Origin of the sequence: Azospirillum rugosum, assembly GCF_017876155.1 — a bacterium.
Taxonomy (GTDB): domain Bacteria; phylum Pseudomonadota; class Alphaproteobacteria; order Azospirillales; family Azospirillaceae; genus Azospirillum; species Azospirillum rugosum.
The window spans coordinates 186,199-202,567 of record NZ_JAGINP010000004.1; the positions used below are offsets into that span (position 1 = coordinate 186,199).

Genomic DNA, 16,369 nt, shown 5'->3' on the forward strand with positions numbered 1-16,369 from the left:
TCGTGGTATTTCCAACACAGGTGCGATGCGTCATGTTCTGCGCCGGTTTCGACTCCCCCCGATCGGCAGGAACAGCATCCGCCCATGGTTGCAACGGCATCGGCGACACGGACCGTGGTCTTTTCCGTTTCCGGCAGGGTCCTCGCCCTGCCGGCGGACGCCGTGCGCCGTGTCCTGCCCCTGCCGCGGCTGGACAGCCCGCCGGCCGCCCCGCCGGTGGTCGCGGGCCTGTTCCGCCACCGGGACCGGACCGTCCCGGTCCTGCGATTCGACATCCTGCTGGGCTTTGAGCCGGCCCCGGCCGCGCTCTACGCACCGCTGCTGCTGATCGAGCGGGAGGGGCGGCCGCTCGCCCTGCTGGTGGACCGCGTCTTCGACATCGTGCCGGTGCCGGCCTCCGCGCTGCTGGAGGCCGACGCCGCGCTGTCCTTCAACGGCTGCGCCGTGGGGGCCTTCCCGTTCGGCGCCGGCAACGCCACGCTGCTCGACCCCGAACGCCTGCTGACGGAGACGGAGGGCCGGCTGCTCGCCGCCTTCCAGGCCCTGGCGGACGAGCGCGCGGCGCGGTGGCAAGCCACCGACTCCGAAGACGCCGCGGAGCCGGCACCATGAACCGCGTCGACGCTGTCCTGCGCGATCCCGTCTTCCCCCGCCTGAAGACGGCCGTGATCGAGACCACCGGGCTCGCCTACTACGCCGACAAGGACCAGGCGCTGGCGGAGCGCGTCAGCCGCCGGCTGGCCGAGCGGTCGGTGACGGGGCTTGCCGGCTATCTGGCGATCCTGAACAGCGAGGGGCCGGCCGGTCCGGAATACCAGGCGCTGATCAACGAGCTGACCGTCGGCGAGACCTTCTTCTTCCGCTACGCCGAGCAGTTCGAGGCGCTGTGCGCCGTGGCCATCCCCGAATGCCTGCGCCGCAACCGCGACAGCCGCATCCTGCGGATCTGGAGCGCGGGCTGCTCCATCGGGCCGGAAGCCTACACGCTGGAAATCCTGCTGAAGCGCCATTTCGCGGAACAGCTGCGCGACTGGCAGGTCACCATCATCGGCACCGACATCAACGCCACCTTCATCGATGCGGCCCGGCGCGGCGTCTACGGCAACTGGGCGGTGCGCGGTCTGGCCCCGGCCGTGCTGGAGGAGTGCTTCGACCGCCGCGGCGACCAGCTGGCGGTGAAGCCGAAGTTCCGGGAATGGACGACCTTCTCCGTCTTCAACCTGGTCGAAGGGGCGCTGCCCAACTACCCGCGCGGGCTCGGCGCGCTGGACGTCGTGCTGTGCCGCAACGTCATGATCTATTTCGACGAGGCCACGCGCGGCCGCCTGCTGGAAGGGCTGCACGCGGCGCTCGCCCCGAACGGCTGGCTGGTGGTCGGCCATGCGGAGACCGGGCCGCAGGTGAACGCCCTGTTCACCCCCGTGCCGGTTCCGGGCGCCACGCTCTACCGCAAGCCCCTGCCCGGCTGCGCTCCGGCGCCCGCGCTGCCCACCCCGGCGGCGGCGCCGGAACCGCCCGCCGCCGAGCCGGCGCCCCGCCCCGCTGCCCGGGCCGCGAAGCCGCCCGCCGCGCGCCGTGCGACGCCCGCGGACCCTCTGCCCGCGCCGGTCCCTGCCCCACCCCCTCCGCGGTCGCCGGAGCCGCGTCCCACCGACCTCATGTCGGAAGGGGACCGCGCGGCGGCGCTGGAGGCCTGCCTGGCCCTGGCGGAGCGCAACCGGCTCGACCCCGCGGTGCATTTCCGGCTGGGCCTGCTGGAGGAGGAGCTGGGGGTCGGCGACCCCGTCGTCGCCTTCAAGAAGGCGCTGTACCTGGACTCCGGCTTCGCGCTCGCCGACTACCACCTCGCGCTGGCCTACTGGCGGCGCGGCAAGCTGGGGCCGGCGCAGCGGCACTTCCGCAACGCGCGCGCCGCGGTCGCCGAACGCGACGGCACCGACCTCGTCGCCGAGGGCGGCGGGCTGACCGTGGCGGAGCTGCGCAGCATGATCGACCTCTGGTTCTCCGGGGAGGAGGCGTGATGGACTTCCCGACAGGAACCGACCGCGACGCGGACGGCGACATCGACTGGGCCGCCGTCCGCGACCGCCTTGCCCGCACCCGGCGCGAGGCGGAGGAGGCCGGGGCCTTCGGCAGCGCCTGGGCCGACGCGCTGCTGCGCCGCCGCGCGGACGAGCTGGCGGCGGGCGGCGACGGCGCGCAGGACGAATCGCCGACCCTGCCCCTGCTGGTCGGGCGCGGGGCCGACGGGCTGTACGGGCTGGAGCTGGCGCGGCTGGCCCGCGTGGTGCCGCTGCCGCGCGTGGCGCGGGTGCCCGGCGCGCCGCCGGACCTGCTGGGGCTGATCGCCATCGACGGGCGGGTCATGCGCCTCTACGACGTGGACCGGCTGTGCGGGCGCACCGCCGTCCCGGCCGGCGGCGGCTTCGCCGTGGTCCTGCGCGGCGGCGCGCGCCCGGTGGCGCTGCGCCTGCGCACGGTGGAAACCATCGTCGACCTCGATCTCGCCGCGCTGCGCGCGAAGGCCCCGCCCGAGGCCGGGCGTTTCGTCACCGCCGTCACGGACGGCCGGATCGCGGTGGTCGATGTGGCGGCGATCCTCGACCAGCTGAGGAGCACGAAGGACGAATGAAACTCAAGGTCAAGCACAAGCTCATCGTCAGCTTCGGGATCCTCTGCCTGCTGACCACCGCGCTCGCGGTGTTCCAGCTGACGCGCTTTTCCGACGCGCTGCGCGTGATGACGGCGATCTCCACCTACGACATCCAGGTCTCCGAATCCGTGCGCGAGATCGAGGTGATGCAGAGCAACCTGCGCAGCATCCGCGAGACCGTGACCAACATGGCGGCGATGGCCAAGCTGGAAGGCCGCCCGCTGGAGATCGGGCCGCTGCGCCAGCGCTACGAGGCGGGCGCCGCCCGCATGCTGGAGGAGTCCGGCAAGCTGAAGGCGCTGACCGCGGAGCTGGCCGGCCGCGGCGTCACGGAGGACCGGCGCCGCGTCTGGGGCGACCTCAGCGGCGAGGTCGACGCCTTCGACCGGATCGTCCGGTCGATCCTGGGCGAGGCCGTGGGGATGATGCAGCGCACCGACCAGGGCAACGGCGAGGAGTTCGTGCAGCGCCGCGTCCGGCTGGACGAGATGCGCCAGACGCTCAACGACCGGCTCGGCCGGCTGCACGACCACATCCGACGCCTGTCGGAAACCGGCCGGAACGACATCCGCGCCATCTACGACGAGGCGCAGCAAGCCTCCATCATCGCGGTGCTGGTCGTGGTCGGCTCCGCCATCGCGATCGCCTACCTGATGGGCAGCTCGATCACGCGGCGGCTCGGCACGGCGATCGGCTACGTCTCGCGCGTCGGCGACGGCGACCTGACGCGGGAGATCACCGTGGACGGCGACGACGAGCTGGCCGAGCTGGGCCAGCACCTCAACCAGATGACCTCCAGTTTGCGCAGCATGGCTGCGACGACCCGCGCGACGGCCGAAAGCGTGCACGCGGCGACGGCGCAGATCCGCGCCTCCACCCAGCAGCAGGCGGCCAGCGTGGCGCAGCAGCTGGCCGCGGTGGAGGAGACCACGGCGACTTTGAGCGAGATCACCGAATCCGGCGCGCAGATCAACCGCCGCGCCCAGGACGTCGCGGAGAACGCACAGTCGGCGGCGGCGACCAGCGAGACCGGGCTGAAGGCGGTGGAGGACACCAACCAGGCCATGGACGCGATCCGCGAGCAGGCCGAGGCGGTGGCCGAGAACATCGTCGTGCTGTCGGAGCGCACGCAGGCCATCGGCGAGATCATCCTGACCGTCAACGACATCGCCGAGCGCTCGCACCTGCTGGCGCTCAACGCCGCCATCGAGGCCGCGGCGGCCGGCGAGCACGGCCGCACCTTCGCGGTGGTGGCCAGCGAGATCAAGAGCCTGGCCGATCAGGCCAAGGAAGCCACCGCGCAGGTCCGCTCCAACCTCAGCGAGATCCAGCACGGCATCAACGCCTCGGTCATGCTGACCGAGGAGGCGGTCAAGCGCGTGGGTGCGGGCAAGCGGCAGACCGACGCCACCCAGGCGACCATCCGCGACCTCGCCGAGAGTGTCCAGGAGAGCGTGCTCGCCTTCCAGCAGATCGTCGCCGGCACCAACCAGCAGCAGATCGGCCTGGAGCAGGTGATCCAGGCGCTCCAGAACATCCGCGAGGCCAGCAGCCAGACCGCCGCCGGCACCCGCCAGTTGGAGGGCGCCGCCGCCAACCTCAACGACCTCGGCCAGGGCCTCGTCGAGGCCGTGCGGAACTACCGCGTGTGATGATGAATTTCGCATTCCCTTCGAAGCCCCTCTCCCCTTGTGGGAGAGGGGTTGGGGTGAGGGGTAAACGTCGGCACGGAAACACCTTTCCGGCCTTCGGCCGCCCCCTCATCCCAACCCTTCTCCCACACAGGGGAGAAGGGCTAGAGGCGTGCATGCCATGACCGACATCCGCGAACGGCTGCTCGCCGCCTTCGAGCTGGAGCACAAGGATCACCTCGCGGCGATCCGCGAGGCGCTGCATGCGGCGGAGCAGGACCCGGCCTATGTCCCCGACCTCGCCGAAATCCACCGCCGCGCCCACAGCCTGAAGGGGGCCGCCCGCGCCGTCGACCTGCCGGAGGTGGAACGGCTGTCCCATTGGCTGGAGGCCGTGTTCCTCGCCGTGCAGCGCGGCAGCGTGCCGCTCGACGCCGCGGCGCGGGCGGTCGTGCGCCACGCGCTCGACGCCATCGAGGACGTGGTCGCCTGGGCGACCCGCGGCGGCAATGCGGTGGAGACGGCCGGCGTGCTGGCCGACCTGGCGCGGCTCGGCGGCGAGGCCGGCGGGCCGGAGCCGGTGCAGCGCCGCCCGCAGGCGGACGCCCCCGCCGCCCCGCCGCCCCGCCCCGTCACCGCCGCGCCGGAAAACCCCGCCCCTGGCACCGTCTCCGTCCTGCGCGGTGCCGCGCCGTCGCTGGTGCGCATCCGCAGCGCCGGGTTGGAGCGGCTGTTCAACACCGCCGCCGGCCTGCTGCCGGAGATCGAGAACCAGTCCGCCCTGGTCGAGCAGCTGCACGAGTTGCGCGGCGAGTGGCGCGCGCTGGAGCGGAGCTGGAACGCCATCCGCCCGCAGGTCGGCCGCTCCCTGGACAGCCGCGGCGCCCGCGGGCGGGCGGACGACGGGGCGGCGCGCCTCTTGTCCTTCGAACGGCGCTTCCGCGCGCTGGGCGCCGCGCTGGACGCCGCGCACCGGTCGCACGACCGGCACCTCTGGTCGCTGCGCCGCTGGAGCGGCGGGTTGCAGGAGGAGGTGAAGCAGCTCCGCATGCTGCCGGCGGAATCGCAGTTCAGCGGCCTCGGCCGCATGATCCGGGAGATGAGCCGCGCCCAGGGCAAGGAGGTCGAGGTCGACATCCGCGGGCTGGAAACCCAGGCCGACCGCGTCGTCCTGCAACGGCTGAAGGACCCCGTCCTGCACCTCGCCCGCAACGCCGTGACGCACGGCGTGGAAACCCCGCGGGAGCGCGTGGCCGCCGGCAAGCCGGCCGCGGCCACCGTGGTCTTCGAGGCGTCGGTGACCGGCAGCCGGCTGGTCCTGCGGGTGGAGGACGACGGGCGCGGGCTGAACGCCGCGGCCGTCGCGCGCCGCGCCGTGGACCGCGGGCTGCTGACCGAGGAGGAGGCCGCGGCGGCCGCCCCCGACCAGCTGCTGGGCCTGATCTTCGAACCCGGCTTCTCCACCGCCGACCGCACGACGGAGCTTGCCGGCCGCGGCATGGGGCTGGCGATCGTCCGGCAGGAGGCGACGCGGCTCCAGGGCACGGTGACGCTGACGGACCGGCCGGGCGGCGGCACCGTCGCCACGGTGGCGGTGCCGCTCAGCCTGCTCAGCCAACGCCTCGTCTTCGTCGCGGTGGAGGACGACATCCTGGCCCTGCCGGGCGGCGACGTCGCCCGGGTGATGCGCCTGCCCGCCGACCAGCTGCTGACCGACCTGACCACCCCGACCGTCCGGCTGGAGGAGGAGGACGTCCCCGTGGCCTCGCTGGCCGGGCTGCTCGGCTACGACGCCCCGCCCATGCCGGCGGCGGGGACCGGCGCGGTGCTGGCGCTCGCCGTCGTGCGCGCCGGCGGGCGGCGGCTGGCGCTCCTGGTGGACGAGCTGCTGACCACCCGCGACGCGGTCGTCACCGCGGCGGAGGAGGTGGGCATCGACGCGGCGCGCTTCCTGGGCACCGTGCTGCTGGACGACGGCTCCCCCGCGCTGGTGCTGAACCCCGCCGGGCTGGCCCCGCAGGCCGGCGCCGCCCTGCCGCCGCTGGCCCGCGCGGAGGACGCGCCCCGGCGGCGCCACCACATCCTGGTGGTGGACGATTCCATTACGACACGGACGCTGGAAAAGAGCATCCTGGAAGCCCATGGTTACCGGGTCACGCTGTGCGTGGACGGCCGCGAGGCGTTGGAGACCCTTTCCGAGCTGGAGGACGTGGACCTGATCATCAGCGACGTGGAAATGCCGAGGATGGACGGCTTCGCGCTGCTGCGGGCGGTGAAGGGCAACCCGCTCACCGCCGACCTGCCGGTGATCCTCGTCACCTCGCGCGCCAGCGACGAGGACCGGGAGCGCGGGCTCGACCTCGGGGCCGACGCCTACATCGTGAAGACCCGCTTCGACCAGAACGAGCTTCTGGCGGGCATCCGGCGCCTGCTATGACCGGACTTGGATCATGACCGGGAACCGGAAAATCCGCGTGCTGGTGGTCGAGGATTCGCCCGTCGTCCAGCAGCTGCTCGCCCACGTCATCGGCGCCGATCCGCGGCTGGAGGTGGCGGGCATCGCCTCCTCCGGCGAGCAGGCGCTGCGCATGGTCGAGAGCGTGAAGCCCGACGTGGTGTCGCTGGACATCCGCCTGCCGGGCATCGACGGCTTCGCCGTGACCACCCGCCTGATGCGGGAGCACCCGGTGCCGATCGTCGTCGTGGCGTCGGACGTGCACGACCTGGACATCCCCATGCGCGCGCTCCAGGCCGGCGCGCTGGCGGTGGTGGAGAAGCCGGGCAGCATGGCGCGGGCGGACTACCAGACCGTGGCGCGCCACCTCTGCACCCAGCTGACGATCATGAGCCAGGTGAAGGTCATCCGCCAGCGCGGCCGCCCGCGCGAGGACGCCGCCACCCCGGCCGCCGCCGCTCCTCCGCCACCCAGGCCCGCCGCGCCGCCACCGGCGCGGACACCGGCCGGCGGCCGTGGGGGCTACCGGGCGCTGGGGCTCGTCGCCTCCACCGGCGGGCCGGCGGCGCTGGTCAAGGTGCTGAAGGGCCTGCCGACGACCTTCCCGCTGCCGGTCTTCGTGGTGCAGCACATCGGCGCGCCCTTCGTGGCCGGCTTCGCCTCCTGGCTGGGGTCGGTCTGCCCGCTTCCGGTCGTGCTGGCCCAGCACAACGCGCCGGCCCGGCCCGGCCACGTCTACGTGGCGCCCGGCGACACCCATCTGGCCGCCGATCCCGGCGCCATGCGGCTGGTCGACGGCGACATGGTGTGCGGCCAGCGCCCGTCGGGCGACGTGCTGTTCACCTCCATGGCCGCGGCCTTCGGCGCCGCGGGCATCGGCGTGCTGCTGACCGGCATGGGCGAGGACGGCGCCCGCGGCCTTGTGGACATGCACCGGGCCGGCGCCCACACCATCGCCGAGCACGCCTCGACCGCGGTGATCCACAGCATGCCGGGCACGGCGGTGCGGCTGGGCGGCGTTTCGGAGGAACTGCCCGTGGACCGGGTGGCGGCGCGGCTGCTGGACCTTGTTTCGATGGTTAAGGAGGCTTCATGACCGGCTCCCGCGCTTTGATCGTGGTGGCCTCGCAGACGCAGGGGCTGCTGCTGAAGCTTCTGCTGGAGGAACAGGGCATAGAGGCCGCCTGCGTGGACGCGCTGGAACCGGCGGTGGTGGAGCTGTACCGGCAGCCCGCCGACCTGCTGATGGTCGAAGGCGACAGCTCCGCCCCCCAGGTCCTGGCGGAGCTGCGGCGCTTCTCCCCCGCCCCGGCCATCCTGCTGGGCTCGGCGGAGCGCGCGGCGGCGATCCCGCTGCCCAACGACGCCCAGTGGGCCGACCCGGCGGACAGCCGCGCCGTCGTGCGCGACGCCATCGCCGTGCTGGAGCGGCGCAACGCCCCGCCGACCGTGTCCGACATCCTGAAGCGGGCGCGCATCCTGATCGTGGACGACAGCGCCACCTACCGCGAGTTCCTGCGCGCCGAGCTGGAGGAGGACGGCTGCCACGTCGTCGCCGCCCGCAACGCCGACGAGGCGGTGGCCGCGCTGGAGGACGGCGGGCTCGACTGCGTGATCCTCGACCTCGTCATGCCCGGCACCAGCGGCACCCAGCTGTGCGAGCGGTTCGACCGCTTCCGCCGCCGCCGCGGCCTGTTCTTCCAGATCGTCATCCTGACCAGCCAGGAGGGCGAGGACCGCCTGACGGCCAGCCTGACGGCGGGTGCGGACGACTTCATCGGCAAGTCGCAGCCGATGGAGGTGCTGAAGATCCGCTTGATGGCCCTTCTGCGGCGCAAATACATGGTGGAGGACCACCTCCAGCGGATGTTGCACCCCGTTCCTTCTGCATAGGAACATCTAGAGCTTTCGGGCGATTCCATCGTGTACGCACCAAAGGCTAAGGTGCGCGATATGACACCAGGGCGGTTAGGGGAATTTCGTGACGATTCGCCATCAGGACAGCACGGCCAACAGCGGGCCGCAGGACGGGACCGAGTGCGTCGCCAACGCGCGCCGGATCTGCCGCGCCTGCGCGGTGCCGGCCTTCGTGCTGTCCGGCGCGCCGGACAACCCCCTGCTCTTCCCCAATGACGAATTGGCCGCCCTGCTGGGCAAGGAGTTGGGCAAGACAGCGGGCGACGCCCTGCCGGCCGCAGCCTGGCTCGGCGCCGGCTGGCCCGCGGTGGCCGCCGCGGTGAAGCCGCTGTACGCCGCGGCGGCGATTCCGGCCAGCCAAATCCCGGCCGACGGCGTGCCCTTCGCGCTGGTGCCGCACACCAGCGGGGCGGAGCCGGTCCTGTTCCGCGCCGTCCCGCTGACCGAGGGCGGGCGCACGGTCGGCGCGTCGGCCATCGCCGCGCAGCCGATGCCGGATCACCGCGCCACCTCCCGCATGGAAAAGGCCATGCGCGCGGAGATCGCGCGGACGACCGCCGCGCGCTCTCGCTTCCTGGCCTCGGCCAGCCACGACCTGCGCCAGCCCTTCCAGGCCATGCGCCTGTTCCTCGACGCGCTCTGCTCGCAGATCACCGACGAGAAGGCGCGCCAAACGGCCGACATGCTGGGCAACGCCATGACGGCGGGGGAGCGGCTGCTGAACGCGCTGCTCGACATCTCCACGCTCGACGCCGGGACGGTGCAGCCCGACCTGCAGACCGTGGCGCTCGACGAGCTGCTCGGCCAGCTGGTGGAGGAGTTCCGGCCGCAGGGCCAGGAGAAGGGCCTGCGCCTGCGCGCCCGGCTCTGCCCCGGCAGCGCGGTGACCGACCCGGTGCTGTTCGGGCGCATCATGCGCAACCTGCTGTCCAACGCCATCCGCTACACCCAGCGCGGCGGCCTGCTGCTGGCCATGCGGCGGCGCGGCGACCAATGGCGGATCGAGGTGTGGGACACCGGCTTCGGCGTCCCGGACGAGCAGCTGACCGCCATCTTCGACGAGTTCCACCAGCTCCAGAACCCGAACCGCGACCCGACGCGCGGCCTCGGCCTTGGCCTCGCCATCGTGCGGCGCCTGTCGGACCTGCTGGGCACCACGGTGGACGTGCGCTCCCGCGTCGGGCGCGGCACGGTCTTCTCCGTCACCATCGACGCCGCGGCCCCCCTGGCCGCCGATCCGGTCCCGGACACCGCCGCGCCGCCGGACTCCACGCCGTCCGCGTCCGGCGGACTGCCGCTCGCCGGCATGACCGTGCTGGCCGTGGACGACGAAGCGATGGTGCTGACCGGCCTCCAGATGATCCTGGAAAGCTGGGGCTGCACGGTCGCCGCGGCCGGCGACATGCGGGAGGTCTTTGCCGTGCTGGACGCCCTGCCGGAGCCGCCCGCGGTGATCCTGACCGACCTGCGCCTGCCCGGTACCGTGTCCGGCTTCGACGTGATCGACCGCGTCCGCCGCCTCTACAACCGCGACATCCCCGCCGTCGTCCTGAGCGGCGAAACCGCCCAGAGCGCCCTCCTGGAAGGCCAGCGCCGCGGCTGCTCCTTCCTGCACAAGCCCCTGCACCCCGGCGAGCTGCGGCAAGTGCTGGAGCAGATCCGGCGGGGGTGAGAAGCGCAAGCGCCGGGCCCCCCTCCCGGCCTCCCCCCATCTTCGACGGGGGGAGGAGATATCCCCTCCCCCGCGAAGTGGGGGAGGGCTAGGGTGGGGGCCCAACGCGACCACTCTCCCCAATATTACCTACTCCGCGGCGACCGTGACGCGGTCCAGCCGCTTGGCGACGCCGGCGCCATAGGCCGGATCGGCGGCGTAGAAGTGCTTCAGCTGACGCTGCTGGATGGCGTCCGGGGCTTGGCCCAGCGAGCCCGCGATGTTGTCCATCAGCCGGTCCTGCGCCTCCGCACCGATCAGGCGGAAGAGCGCGCCGGCCTGCGCATAGTCGTCGTTGCCTTCCCGGTGGTCGTAGCGGGCGGCGTCGCCGGAAATGCGCAGCGGCGGCTCCGCGGCGGCCGGGCTCTGCGCCGGGCCGTTGACGCTGTTCGGCTCGTAGTTCGGGCGGCCGCCGCCATTGCCGTCGAAGCGCATCGCCCCATCACGCTGGTGGTTGCGGACATCAGCGGCGTGCGGGCGGTTCACCGGCAGCGCCTGGTGGTTGGCGCCCAGGCGGTAGCTCATCTCTTCAACTCCTCGGATGGTTTCTTGGCGGATCGCTTCTTTTCGCGACCTATCCAAGACATCATTCCAATCCGATGGATAGAACGTTCCTCTGAACATCGCCGGGCTCTCCGATCAGGCCCCCGGACCACGCGCCTACTCTGAAACACTCTCCGGCGGCGCCACGAAGGACAGGTGGTGCAGCACGATGCCGCTCGTCGTCGCGACGTTGAGGGAGTCGAAGCTGCCCGCCATGGGGATGCGCACCGTGCGCGTCCGCGCCAGCACCGAAGCCGGCAGCCCCGGCCCTTCGGACCCCAGCAGCAGGGCCGCCCGCTCTGGCCGCCTCAAGCCCGCCAGCGCGACCGATCCCGCCGGGCTCAGGGAGATGGTGGCGAAGCCGTGCCGCTCCAGCAGCCCCACCAGATCCGTTCCGGCGGCCAGCCGGACGAAGGGCACCATCAGCGTCGCCCCGACCGACACCCGGATCGCCTTGCGGTAGAGCGGGTCGCAGCAGCCGGAATCGAGCAGCACCGCGTCCACCCCGAAGGCCGCGGCGTTGCGGAAGATGCCGCCGACGTTGTCGTGGTTGCCGATGCCGCACAGCGCCAGCACCACCGCCCGCCGCCCCAGCCCGCTTAACAGCGCGTCCGGCTCCGGCTCCGCCGCGCGCCGGCCGAGCGCCAGGATGCCCCGGTGCAGCGGGAAACCCGCGACGGCGTCCAGCACCGCCTGCCCGGCCGTGTAGACGGGCACGCCCTCCGGCAACGCCTCCAGCATCGGCATCAGCGCCGCGACCCGCTTCTCCGCGATCAGCAGCGACAGCGCCTCGTGCCGGGAGGCGGTCAGCAGGCTGCGCAGTACCACCGCGCCTTCCGCGATGAACAGCCCTTCCCGCCCGACGAGGTCGCGCTCGCGCACGTCGCGGTAGGGGGCGATGCGAGGGTCCAGGGGATCGTCGATAGGGATGATGGCCGGCATGGCGCCCTGTGTAGCGCCCCGGCCGGCCGGCCGAAAGCCGGAAAGCTCCCCCGACTTGTGAAGCGGCTCACTTCGGCAATGGGCGCGGAGGTCTATCCCTGCACCAACCAGCCCCGCTGCCCAAAAAATCCGGAGGAAACGACCATGCGAACCACCCTGCGAATCCCTGGCGCCGCCCTGCCGCGCTCCCTCGCCCTGGGGGTGCTTGCCGTCTGCCGCGCCGTCACGCCCCGCCGCCGCCCCCGCCCCGCCGACCCGCACCGCTTCGACGACCGCCTCCTGCGCGACATCGGCGTCAGCCGCACCGACCTGATGTCCGCCAGCCGCCTGGGACGGCGGGGGGACGGCTGGAGCGACTGAGTGGTCGCACTGGGCCCCCACCCTAACCCTCCCCCACCTTCGGCGAGGGAGGGAACAGAGCCCTCCCCCGCGAAGTGGGGGAGGGTTGGGTGGGGGCCCAACGCAACCACTTCCCACTCCACCTCCAACACTCACCCCGCCCGCAGCGGCCAGAACAGCGCGATGGCCGCCGTGCCCAGCACCACCACGATGATCGACAGCGGCAGCCCCAGCCGCCAGTAGTCGCCGAAGCGGTAGCCGCCCGGTCCCATGACCAGCGTGTTGCACTGGTGGCCGATCGGGGTGAGGAAGTCGCAGCCCGCCCCGACCGCCACCGCCATCAGGAAGGCGTCCGGCCGCAGCCCCAAATGGTTGGCCAGGCTGGCGCCGATGGGCGCCATCACCAGCACCGTCGCCGCGTTGTTCAGGAAGGGCGTCACCGCCATGGCGGCGACCAGCATCAGGGCCAGCGCGCCGATGGGCGGCAGGCCCTGCGCCGCCATCGACAGCCAACCGGCGATCAGCTCCGTCCCGCCGGTGGTGCGCAGCGCCTCGCTGACCGGGATGAGTGCCGCGAGCAGCACCAGGATCGGCCACTCGATGGCGTCGTACGCCTCCTTCAGCGTCACGACGCGCAGCGCCGTCATGGCGACGGCCGCGCCGAAGAAGGCCAGCACCACCGGCACCGTGCTTGTGGCGACCAGCGCGATGGTGACCACCATCACCGTCAGCGCCAGCCAGCGCTTGCGCACGCGGCCGATGGCGAGGTCCCGCTCCGCCAGCGGCAGGCAGCCGAGCGCGGACAGCGTCTCCGACAGGCCGCTCGCCCGCGCCTGGAGCACCAGGAGGTCGCCCAGCTGGAAGCGCACCCGGCGCAGCCGCTGGCGGATCGGCCGGCCGCGGCGGCTCAGCGCCAGCAGGTTGACGCCATAACGCTCGCGCAGGCTCACGTCCTCCACCGTCGTGCCGACGAGGGCGGAGCGCGGCTCCACCACCGCCTCGATCACCGCGAGGTCCTCGTCGCTCTCCACCCCCTCCAGCGCCTTTTCGTGCATCAGCTCCAGGCCGGCGTACTTGACGATGTCGGCCAGCGCCTGGGTGTCGGCCTCCAGCACCAGCACGTCGCCGGCGAACAGCACCCAGTGGCCGGAGGGGACGTAGCGCCGGTGCCGCTCCCGGATGACGGCCGCGACGGTCACGTCGCCCTCGCCGAAGGCCTCCAGGTCGGCGACCGTCTTGTTGACGAAGGGCGAGGTCTCCGGCAGCCGCACCTCCGCCGTGTAGTCGTCGATGGAGAAGCCGGCGGCACCCGACGCCGCCTTCCGCCCCTTCGGCAGCAGCCGGTGGCCGACCGTCAGGAAGGCCACCCCCGCCACGGCGATGACCAGCCCCACGGGCGTGAAGTCGAACATGGAGAAGGGCTCGCCCACCATCTCGGTCCGCAGGCGGCTGACGATGATGTTGGGCGAGGTGCCGACCAGCGTCATCAGCCCGCCGAGCAGCGATCCGAAGGCCATCGGCATCAGCAGGCTGGACACCGACGTGTTGTTGCGCCGCGCCACCTGCAGGGCGATGGGCATGAAGATGGCCAGCGCCCCGATGTTCTTGACCACCGCCGACAGCAGCGTGACGGCGCCGGTCAGCACGATGATCTGCGCCGGCACGGTCTTCATGCGCCCGCTCAGCGGCCGCATCGCCTCCTCCACGATGCCGGACCGGCCGACCGCCGCGCTGACCACCAGGGCCGAGGCGACGATGATCACGATGTCGTCGGAGAAGCCGCGGAAGGCCTCGTCCGGTTTCACGATGCCGACGCCCACGGCCACCAGCAAAGCCAGCATGGCGACGAGGTCGTAACGCAGTCTGTCCCAGATCAGCAGCGCGATCACCGCGCCGATGATGCCGAAGGCGTAGGCTTGGTCGAGGGTCATGCGGCCTTTCGATGATGAACGTTGTCGGGGGATCGTGTTATCGGGACTTGCCGGACTCGCCGCCGCGCGGCGTCGGCGCCCCGGCCGAGCCGGAGCTGTTGTTCGTCTTCGACGGCGACCGCGCGTCCTGGATCAGCTGGCCGCAGTGCGGATTCTCGTCGCTGCCGGGATCGAGGAAGGGCAGCACGCTGGCGAGCGGGGTCAGCAGCACGCCCAGCGCCACCGCGGCGGCGCCGCGGGCCGTGGACTCCGTCGCGTCCACGCCGATGTCGGGATCACCCAGCGTGCCGCGGACTTGGACGGGCACGTGGGTGGCGAAGACCTGCGGCTTCTTGGCCCGGCCCAGCACGTTCAGGTTCAGCGCCTCGTTGCGCAGGTTGATCGTGCCGTCGGCGGTGACCAGCGTTTCCGGCGTGTCCAGCACCAGCGCCTCGCTCTTCACCACGCCCTTGTCCACCGACAGGTTGGCGACCAGGCAGTTGAACGGCAGCGGCTTGTCGCCCGACAGCACGACCCCCAGCGTTTCCAGGATGTTGGTCTTCAGCCCCTTGATGGCATAGCTGGTGATCTTCCCGCCGTCCACCGCAACGCCGAGCTTGCCGTCCGACGATCCCAGGATGTCGGCCACCGTGGCGCCGCGCCCGGCCAGCTGGATGCGCCCGCTCGCCGTGCCGCCCATCTCCTGCGCGAAGCGCGTCTCGCGGAACAGCTGGGCCAGCTTGACCTGCCGCACCTCCAGGTTGGAGCGCAGCGCCGGCACCTTCTGGCTGCCGTCCAGCACGGTCGTCCCGGCGATCTTGCCGCCGCCCATGCCCAGCGACAGCGGATCGACGGTCAGCTTGCCGTTCTCCAGCACGATGCGCGCGGTCAGGTCGTCCAGCGGGGAGAAGGGCGCCTCCACATGCTCGCCGCGGAATTTGACGTCCATATCGGCGTTGCGCAGCTTCTCCACCGGCACCTTGGTGGCGGGGATGATGCGGTCCGCCTTCTTGGTCGGGTAGTCGCCCTTGCCTTCGGGGGAGGCGCCGATGAAGCCCGCCATGTCGATGGCGGCCAGCTTCTTCGATGTCAGGTCGCCGGTGACCTTCGGCCGCTCGCCCCCGGTGTCCACGGCCACGGTGCCGGACAGGTCGCTTTCCCCCACCTTGCCCTTCATGCCGTCGAAGCGCCAGACGGTGCCGTCCTTGCCCAGATGGCCGGTCAGGCTGTATGGGCGGGTCTTCGGCGTCGGGATGCCCAGGATGGGGAAGACGTCGGACAGGTCGTCGCCGCTCAGCGCCACCGACAGATCCACGCCCTCCAGCTTCACCGGTTCGGCGATGGAGCCTTCGATCTTCCCCTTGGTCTTGCCGACCGCGGTCTCGACCTTGATCGGGTAGGGCTTGGGGTTGTCGCGCAGGTATTGCAGCGATCCGCCCTCGACCAGCAGCGTGAAGGGCATGCCGGCGAAGTTGCCGTTGCCGTCCAGGTGGACCTCCGCCTCGCCGTTGCCGCCGGTGGCGGTGTTGATGCCGCTGTCGATGTCGATCTTGCTGTTCGGGTCGCGGTAGCGGAGGCGGCCCTCCTCGACCACCAGCGCCTCGATGATGGGGATATCGCCGCGATCCTCGGGCTTCACCGTCTCCTTGGCCACCTCCTTGCGCGGGTCGGGGCCGCCGAAGTTCCAGTTCGGCTCGCCGTCCTGGTTCTTCTCCAGCACCAGCTTCGGCGCCGACAGGCGGATTTCCGGAAACTCGTAGTTGCCGCGCAGCAGCGGCCACAGGCGCAGCTGGGCGTCCAGCACCTTCAGCGCCGCCATGGTCTTCTCGTCGCTCCAGTCCGCGTTGGCGACGCGCACGCCCTCGACGTGGATGCGGATGGGGTCGCCCAGCGTCACCTTCAGGTCGCCGTCGATGGCGACCTCGCGGTTCAGGGCCTTGGTCGCCTGCCGGGCGATGAAGCCGCGGGCGTCGTTCCAATCGAACACGGCGAGCGCGATCCCCACCCCCGCCGCGATCACGACCACGAGCCCCAAGAGGCCGAGGCCGATCCATTTCAACACGGCCATATACCGCGCCTCCCGTCCTTGCATGATGCCTTAACGGGCAACAGGCCACGGGTGTGGCACGTTACCTCCAAAGGACCGGATTCCCGTTCGGGCGCCCCAAGGGACAGCATCAAACCCACTGGATTTAACGAAAAATTGATTCGATGATGTTTTGGTACGACCCTGATCAACCTCGCCCCGACAGCCGGTCCAGGACCATG

13 protein-coding genes are annotated in these 16,369 nt (G+C 71.9%); 9 read left to right on the forward strand and 4 right to left on the reverse strand.

Translation table 11 applies throughout. From position 1 onward, the window contains the following. Positions 1 to 114: 114 nt before the first annotated feature. The 8 genes from J2851_RS07335 (at position 115) to J2851_RS07370 (ending at position 10,328) form a co-directional block, all read left to right on the forward strand. Positions 115 to 612, forward strand: a complete 498-nt coding sequence (locus tag J2851_RS07335) for a chemotaxis protein CheW (protein ID WP_307418726.1) — start codon at positions 115 to 117, stop codon at positions 610 to 612. Beyond that, positions 609 to 2,021 carry a CheR family methyltransferase gene (locus J2851_RS07340; RefSeq protein ID WP_209765306.1) on the forward strand — a complete coding sequence of 471 codons (1,413 nt, stop codon included), beginning with the start codon at positions 609 to 611 and terminating at the stop codon, positions 2,019 to 2,021. The genes J2851_RS07335 and J2851_RS07340 overlap by 4 nt, the downstream gene beginning before the upstream one ends. Further along, positions 2,021 to 2,632 (forward strand): chemotaxis protein CheW, encoded by a 612-nt coding sequence (locus tag J2851_RS07345; protein WP_209765308.1) that lies wholly within the window; start codon positions 2,021 to 2,023, stop codon positions 2,630 to 2,632. The genes J2851_RS07340 and J2851_RS07345 overlap by 1 nt, the downstream gene beginning before the upstream one ends. Continuing rightward, a complete protein-coding gene (locus J2851_RS07350) occupies positions 2,629 to 4,305 on the forward strand; it encodes a methyl-accepting chemotaxis protein (protein WP_209765310.1) in 1,677 nt (558 codons plus the stop codon). The genes J2851_RS07345 and J2851_RS07350 overlap by 4 nt, the downstream gene beginning before the upstream one ends. A gap of 160 nt (positions 4,306 to 4,465) precedes the next feature. Continuing rightward, the gene (locus tag J2851_RS07355; protein WP_209765312.1) at positions 4,466 to 6,721 is read left to right on the forward strand and encodes a hybrid sensor histidine kinase/response regulator; all 2,256 of its coding nucleotides are present in this window, start codon (positions 4,466 to 4,468) and stop codon (positions 6,719 to 6,721) included. A 13-nt stretch (positions 6,722 to 6,734) separates the two neighbouring features. Beyond that, positions 6,735 to 7,835, forward strand: coding sequence for a chemotaxis-specific protein-glutamate methyltransferase CheB (gene cheB / locus J2851_RS07360; protein ID WP_209765314.1), 1,101 nt, complete (start codon positions 6,735 to 6,737; stop codon positions 7,833 to 7,835). After that, positions 7,832 to 8,632 carry a response regulator transcription factor gene (locus J2851_RS07365; RefSeq protein WP_209765316.1) on the forward strand — a complete coding sequence of 267 codons (801 nt, stop codon included), beginning with the start codon at positions 7,832 to 7,834 and terminating at the stop codon, positions 8,630 to 8,632. Before cheB ends, J2851_RS07365 begins: the two co-directional genes overlap by 4 nt. An 88-nt stretch (positions 8,633 to 8,720) precedes the next feature. Beyond that, the gene (locus J2851_RS07370; protein ID WP_209765318.1) at positions 8,721 to 10,328 is read left to right on the forward strand and encodes an ATP-binding response regulator; all 1,608 of its coding nucleotides are present in this window, start codon (positions 8,721 to 8,723) and stop codon (positions 10,326 to 10,328) included. A 129-nt stretch (positions 10,329 to 10,457) separates the two neighbouring features. Here the strand turns inward: J2851_RS07370 and J2851_RS07375 are convergent, their stop codons facing one another. Together J2851_RS07375 and J2851_RS07380 are read right to left on the reverse strand one after the other, a co-directional pair. Further along, a complete protein-coding gene (locus J2851_RS07375) occupies positions 10,458 to 10,892 on the reverse strand; it encodes a catalase-related domain-containing protein (RefSeq protein WP_246500485.1) in 435 nt (144 codons plus the stop codon). Positions 10,893 to 11,027: 135 nt separating this feature from the next. Then, on the reverse strand, positions 11,028 to 11,852 hold the full coding sequence (locus J2851_RS07380; protein ID WP_209765319.1) for a TrmH family RNA methyltransferase: 825 nt from the start codon (positions 11,850 to 11,852) through the stop codon (positions 11,028 to 11,030). A 144-nt stretch (positions 11,853 to 11,996) separates the two neighbouring features. On the opposite strand from J2851_RS07380, the gene J2851_RS07385 reads away from it, so the two are divergent. Continuing rightward, complete coding sequence (locus J2851_RS07385) at positions 11,997 to 12,212, forward strand: hypothetical protein (protein ID WP_209765321.1); 216 nt, start codon at positions 11,997 to 11,999, stop codon at positions 12,210 to 12,212. A 131-nt stretch (positions 12,213 to 12,343) separates the two neighbouring features. Here J2851_RS07385 and J2851_RS07390 read toward each other — a convergent pair whose 3' ends face one another. After that, the gene (locus J2851_RS07390) at positions 12,344 to 14,122 is read right to left on the reverse strand and encodes an SLC13 family permease (RefSeq protein WP_209765322.1); all 1,779 of its coding nucleotides are present in this window, start codon (positions 14,120 to 14,122) and stop codon (positions 12,344 to 12,346) included. Positions 14,123 to 14,159: 37 nt separating this feature from the next. Beyond that, complete coding sequence (locus tag J2851_RS07395) at positions 14,160 to 16,169, reverse strand: AsmA family protein (RefSeq protein ID WP_209765323.1); 2,010 nt, start codon at positions 16,167 to 16,169, stop codon at positions 14,160 to 14,162. Positions 16,170 to 16,369 lie beyond the last annotated feature (200 nt).